The sequence below is a fragment of the Shewanella sp. M-Br genome, from assembly GCF_036245925.1.
Lineage (GTDB): Bacteria > Pseudomonadota > Gammaproteobacteria > Enterobacterales > Shewanellaceae > Shewanella > Shewanella oncorhynchi.
The window spans coordinates 170,171-176,404 of the sequence record NZ_BJBV01000010.1; the positions used below are offsets into that span (position 1 = coordinate 170,171).

Here is a 6,234-nt window from a genome sequence, read left to right on the forward strand (position 1 = left end):
TAAGCATAGCGTATCTAAACCTTGCGAGAATTGCGTATGAAGCTGCCTACTTGGCTGACATCAATCGTGATACTGAAAGCCTAGACTCAAATCTAGGCTTTTTTATTGGGCTTTCTTGAAACAGGTTTCCTTGATGCGACGGGAAACATTAACCCATTAGGGATTGCAGGCTTTCTTGGCTGCTGAAGCGTTTTACAAAGAAATCTAAGAAGACACTGATGTTGGTGGCCAGTTGGCGTCTGCTCGAATAAACCCCGTAAACCTTAAAAGGTTCAATCGGCCACTCCTGTAAAATCGGTACTAGCTGTCCATTAGCAAGTTCGGTCTTACAGGCTGAATTGGATAACATGGCGATGCCAAAATCATCTATGGCTAATTGCTTCACCATTATCGGGCTGTTGACCCTCACTTTACGCTGAAAGTTCGCCATGGTTTTACGCGAACCTTTACCCAATGGCCAAATTGGTGCTGAGCGAGAAGTCCCCAATAAAATCCCACTGTGCAGGCTGAGTTCCTTTGGGGTCGCGGGTGTGCCTTTGAGTTTTAAGTATGCAGGGCTTGCCACTAAAATTGGCTGGCGTTCAAACAGTAATCTTGCAACTAAGTCCGACGATTGAAGTGGACCATATTTGATGGCTATGTCATATCCTTCACCGACTAAACCAATATCGTTGTCGGTAAACTGGACATCCAATTCAACATTGGGATATAAACGCATAAATCCGCTACAGAGGTTAGCGATAAGTTCTTGGCTAAATGACACTGGGATTGCAATGCGTAATGATCCTGACACATCATCGTGAGTATTCTCGATAACTGCTTTGGCCGCTTCTACCTCATTGCGAATCGAATCACAGTGTTGATAAAAGAGTGCCCCGATTTGGGTCAAACTCAAATTACGGGTGTCTCGCTGTAGTAATCGCACGCCAAGTTGTTCTTCTAGCTGCGCGATTTTGCGACTTATGGTGGATTTTGGGTGGCCGGTTTCACGTGCAGCTTGGGAGAATCCCTTCGCTCTAACTACGGCTGCAAATAGCATCATACCGTTTAAATCTGGCATGTTATTCCCACTGTCTCATATTTGGAACAAAGCGTCCTATGCAGTTTAATGGCATTTGACGGGATAACAAAGTTATATTTATTGGCTAAAAATTTTCAGAGGCTAAGCAGAGGATCTTTTGATGACCAGCAATAATCAGCCCAAACACATGACTCAAGCCCAAACGCCCGATCCGCTTTTTTTACAGGCCGAGCATTTGGCAAAAGATTTTTCTCTGTTTCCTAAGCACAGTAAACAGAGTTTATCGGAAGAAATTAAAGGTCTTTTAAATGAGGATGCTATTCAAGCAAACTTAAAAGACTTGGCATCTTTAGATGTCGACGGTTACGTTGCTAAAGTGATCCAGCCGACCCAAGATAAAGGTCGTCCTGGTGCAAAACGTATTATTGCCGATCTTAAAGGTCGTTTGATTACGGAAACTCACTTGGGCTCTTTTTACAGTGCTGAGGTCGAGCTGAACTTTGGTTCACGCACTCGTCGTATTGGCTTTATTGCCCAAGAACGCACTACCGCTAACGGTGCTTGGATGCCTGAGCATCATTACGCCGCTTGTAAAGCAATTCGTCATTTCGCCGAATTGTCTATGCCGATTATCTATTTAATTGATACCCCAGGGGCGGATGCTGGCGAAATCGCTAACAGCCAAAACCAAGCGCATTCAATTTCTAAAGCTATCGCAGAAAGTGCCAACGTTGACGTACCGACAGTCGGTATCGTAATTGGTGCTGGTTATTCTGGTGGCGCAATTCCATTAGCGGCTGCGAACATTCTGTTGTCGTTGCGTGACGGTATTTTCAACACGATCCAGCCACAAGGTCTGCAAAGTATTGCCCGTAAGTACAACTTATCTTGGCAAGAATGTGCGAAATCTGTGGGGGTATCACCAGAAGAGCTTTATACCTCTGGTTGTATCGACGGTATTATTGACTTTTCACCGGGCGATCGCGACGAGCGTCAGCACAATCTGCGCCGCGCTATTATTAGCAGCGTAGAAGCGGTTGAGCGTGCAGCGATGAATTTTGTGCGTGAATCTAAAGATTTACGTGAGCATTATGATCGCAGTTTAACTCGTTTCCTTAATCCATCTAAAAATTTGATGGCTTTGGAACTGAACGCAGAATTGGCTGTGGCAACGAGCCCGACCAGTCACCATAACTTGTTCGGTAGCGCCTATCGCTATCTGCGTTATTTAACGCTACGTAGCCGTATCCATTCTATTTCTCAAGAGCAATATGGTCGTCTGTCACGTGCTAGCGTGCCAGAAGGTGATCTGTTGGCACGTATTCAACAGGAACAAGACCGTGTGTTCCAAGCTTGGTTGTCTAACCCTGACAAGCTAGTTTATGACGAAGATTTGAATAAATTATGGACTAACTTTGTCGCTAAACGTGACGAAGTTTCTACCGAGCGTAACATGCTGACACGTTTGATTTTGGGTGAGCCAAAAGAGAACTATAAAAAAGCACGTAAGGCGTTGTTATTCAACATCAGCTGGTCTTTGTATCACCGCTGGAAGAGCAATGCGGCTAACAACTTTAAAGGGCTGATTCAGCACTTAGAAAGTTTGCCAAAGTCTGTGACTCAAGCTAAATGGCCTGAGCTGAATCAGCTGACTGTGCTGGACGTGGTGGTAAATGAAGAACTGCGTGAAGACTTTATTTGGCAATGCCATAACATTCTGATCTTCAATGCCTTGTATGACAACGTTGTGGGCAGCTTAGCGTCAATCGCTAAAGAAGCCATGATGTCGAAGAGTTTGTCACGTAACTCAGTGAACAACCTGTTGCACAAGTCAATTGACCATGCATTGTCGACGCAAGATACCTCGAACGACAAAGCTAAGTTCTATAAGTGGCTCAAATATTTTATGGGTCAATCGAACCGCGCCGATTTGCTGGTGCGAGTAGAGCAGTGGAAGAGTGTGGGTTTCCCACAACTTAACGACAGTCTATTCGTGGTACTGACTTACTTCTTCGAGCGTTTACTGCCTGAGTATTTCGATAGTGAAAGCGATACCAGCAAGTACACTGGCGCGATCAACCCTGTGCGTATCGGTCGTCGTAAGGACTTCTGGAACCGCTTGACCATGGGTTATCAGGATCTATTGATCCAAAAAGTGCTGCGTGACGAAAAACGTAAAGGCAACATGACTTGGGAAAATGTGGTGAAGCAGTTCTTTACCCATTTCGAAGAGATCAACGGCGACAAGATGTCGGCTAACTTGCTCAACTTCCCTGGCTTCCGTTTATCGATTGAAGACGCATTAGATAAAGGCATTCGCCCATGTGGTTTGATCACAGGTATTGCTGACTTTAAAGAAAAAGGTCAAAAAGTGCGTGTGGGTGTGGCTGTGTCTAACACCGCATTCCAAGCGGGTGCATTCGATATGGCCAGTGCTGAGAAATTCTCTGCACTATTAATCGAGTGTGCTAAGCGTAAATTACCCGTTGTGTGCTTTATCAGTTCAGGTGGTATGCAGACTAAAGAAGGCGCCGCGGCGCTATTCTCTATGGCTGTGGTGAACGATCGTATCACGCGCTTTATTCGTGATAACGAATTGCCAGTACTGATGTTTGGTTTTGGTGACTGTACCGGTGGTGCGCAGGCGAGTTTTGTGACTCACCCATTGGTGCAAACTTACTATCTGTCTGGTACTAACATGCCATTCGCAGGTCAAATGGTGGTGCCAGCTTACTTACCATCAACGGCAACGCTGTCTAACTACTTGTCAAAAGTACCTGGCGCAATGGCGGGCTTAGTCCATAACCCATTCAGCGACAATTTAGACTCTCAGTTAGCAGGTATCGATCCTCTGATGCCAATGCCTTCGGCAAAAATTAACGACGTGATCATCAATGCACTGTCGACCTTAGTGGTTGAAGCTACTGTTGAAGAAGAAGTGATCGTGCAGAACGATCCACGTAAGTTAATGAAGCCAATTAACAAAGTATTGGTTCACGCCCGTGGTTGTACTGCGGTGAAACTGATCCGTAAGGCGCATGACAATAATATCAATGTGGTATTAGTAGCGTCGGATCCTGATATGACGTCAGTCCCCGCGGACATGCTCAAAGAAACCGACAAGTTAGTTTGTCTCGGTGGTAATACATCGGACGAAAGTTACTTGAACGCATACTCAGTGCTGAAAGTGGCCGAATATGAACAGGTTGATGCATTGCATCCTGGTATTGGTTTCCTATCAGAAAGCCCGCAGTTTGCTGCATTGTGTGTGAATAACGGTGTTAACTTCGTCGGTCCTAGCGTGCATTCAATGACGACTATGGGTAACAAGTCGAACGCAATTAAGACATCGCAAGCGCAAAACGTACCTGTTGTGCCTGGTTCGCACGGTATTCTGACCAATGCTGAACAAGCCGTAAACGTGGCGAGCGAAATCGGCTATCCAGTATTGCTTAAAGCGGTACAAGGTGGTGGCGGTAAAGGTATTCAGGTTGTAAAACGTCCTGAAGACATGATTGGTTTATTCCAAAAAACCGCAACTGAAGCGGCCGCCGCCTTTGGTAACGGTGACTTGTACCTAGAGAAATATGTGACATCACTACGTCACATCGAAGTTCAGTTACTGCGTGATAAGTTTGGCAACGCGAAAGTATTAGGTTTGCGTGACTGTTCGGTTCAACGTAACAACCAAAAAGTGGTCGAAGAATCTGGCTCTACTATGCTGCCGGATGAGCTGAAGCGACAAGTGCTGGCCTATACCCGTGCCTTAGGCGACGCGACCGATTACATGGGCGCAGGTACCGTAGAGTTTATCTATAACTTAGATGCTAACGAAGTCTACTTCATGGAGATGAACACGCGTCTGCAGGTTGAGCATCCAGTCACGGAAGCGACTTCAGGTATTGATATCGTTAGTGCGCAGTTTGATATTGCCGCTGGCCGTTCAATTGCAGCGTTAGAGCCTAAAGAAATTGGTTATGCGATGGAAGTACGTGTGACGGCTGAGAAAGCGGCGCTCGATAGCCATGGCATACTGCAACTGATCCCAAATCCGGGCAAGATCACTGAGTGTGCGTTCCCAGATCATCCAGATGTGGAAATCATTTCGATTGCTGCGCCAGGTAAAGAAGTATCGCCATACTACGATAGCTTGATTGCGCAAATCATCATGCGCGGTGAAAATCGTGAAGATGTGATTGCCAAACTGTATGAATACTTAGACAGTGTAGTGCTGAAAGGCATCGCGACTAACATTCCGTTACTCAAGCTGATCCTGAAAGATGGTACCTTTAACGAAGGTGTTTACGATACTAACTATCTGCCACGTTTAATGGCTGAGCTCGATATTCCTGCGTTGATCGCAGAAATGGAAGCTGCCGCTGAAACTGTGGAAGTGGACACTGAGTCACTGCGTGTTGGCGAAAGTAACGAACTGAAAGTGTTAGCCCAAGGCGCAGGTATCTTCTATACCTCTTCTGCACCGGGTGAAGCGGATTTTGTGAAAGAAGGTGACATAGTCACAGTCGATCAAACGCTAGCACTAACAGAAGCGATGAAGATGTTCTCGCAAGTGACCTTAGCCGGCTTTAACCGTCAGAGTGCGATTCTGTACCCTGAAGATAAGAAGTATCGTATAGAGCGCATCCTGAACAGCAATGGTCAGCAAGTGTCTCAAGGCGATTTACTGTTCGTGGTCTCGCCTGTTGAAGAATAAGCTCAGCGTTTAACGCCATAGCTGAATAAGAAAATACCCGTCATTGGCGGGTATTTTTTTGCTTCTAAATTATTGCTTCTAAATTATTGCCACTAAATTATCTGTCACTAAATATAGGTAAGCGAACATGCCACTCTTAATGTGCATGACGTCTTTGACAAATCAACTTAGCTTTAATAGATAAGCTCATAACTAACAAGTGGCCAATCTCAGCTTTGTGCAATACGACCTGTATTTCTGATTAAGTCGGCAAAGAGTTTCTTTAATCTGTCGTTCGCCCATTTATCAGAACAAGTAGCATCAAGAGCCCACCTCTGGCCTCGAGAATTAACGGAATCTCCATGCTTTATTCGTAGTAATAGAGGCTCATCAAATCTCATTTTAAGTTGAAACTGAGTCTAAAACGAGCAGGGTGTGGATAACTTTGGGGGTAAGTGGTGGGTATGGTGTGGCTAGATTAGATAATTAGAATTAACTGCAAATTTCCTTAAAATAGGGG

Annotated in this window: 2 protein-coding genes; one reads left to right on the forward strand and one right to left on the reverse strand. The window is 45.3% G+C overall.

The features are described from left to right. Positions 1–148 precede the first annotated feature (148 nt). Positions 149–1,060, reverse strand: coding sequence for a LysR family transcriptional regulator (locus tag AAA952_RS10800; RefSeq protein WP_105251501.1), 912 nt, complete (start codon positions 1,058–1,060; stop codon positions 149–151). A 121-nt stretch (positions 1,061–1,181) separates the two neighbouring features. Between AAA952_RS10800 and AAA952_RS10805 the strand changes: the two genes are divergently transcribed. Further along, complete coding sequence (locus AAA952_RS10805) at positions 1,182–5,735, forward strand: ATP-binding protein (protein ID WP_338256914.1); 4,554 nt, start codon at positions 1,182–1,184, stop codon at positions 5,733–5,735. Positions 5,736–6,234 lie beyond the last annotated feature (499 nt).

Bases quoted from the DNA above. Each gene is read 5' to 3' on its own strand.
- AAA952_RS10800 (WP_105251501.1), bottom strand. From the start codon at position 1,060: ATGCCAGATTTAAACGGTATGATGCTATTTGCAGCCGTAGTTAGAGCG.
- AAA952_RS10805 (WP_338256914.1), top strand. From the start codon at position 1,182: ATGACCAGCAATAATCAGCCCAAACACATGACTCAAGCCCAAACGCCC.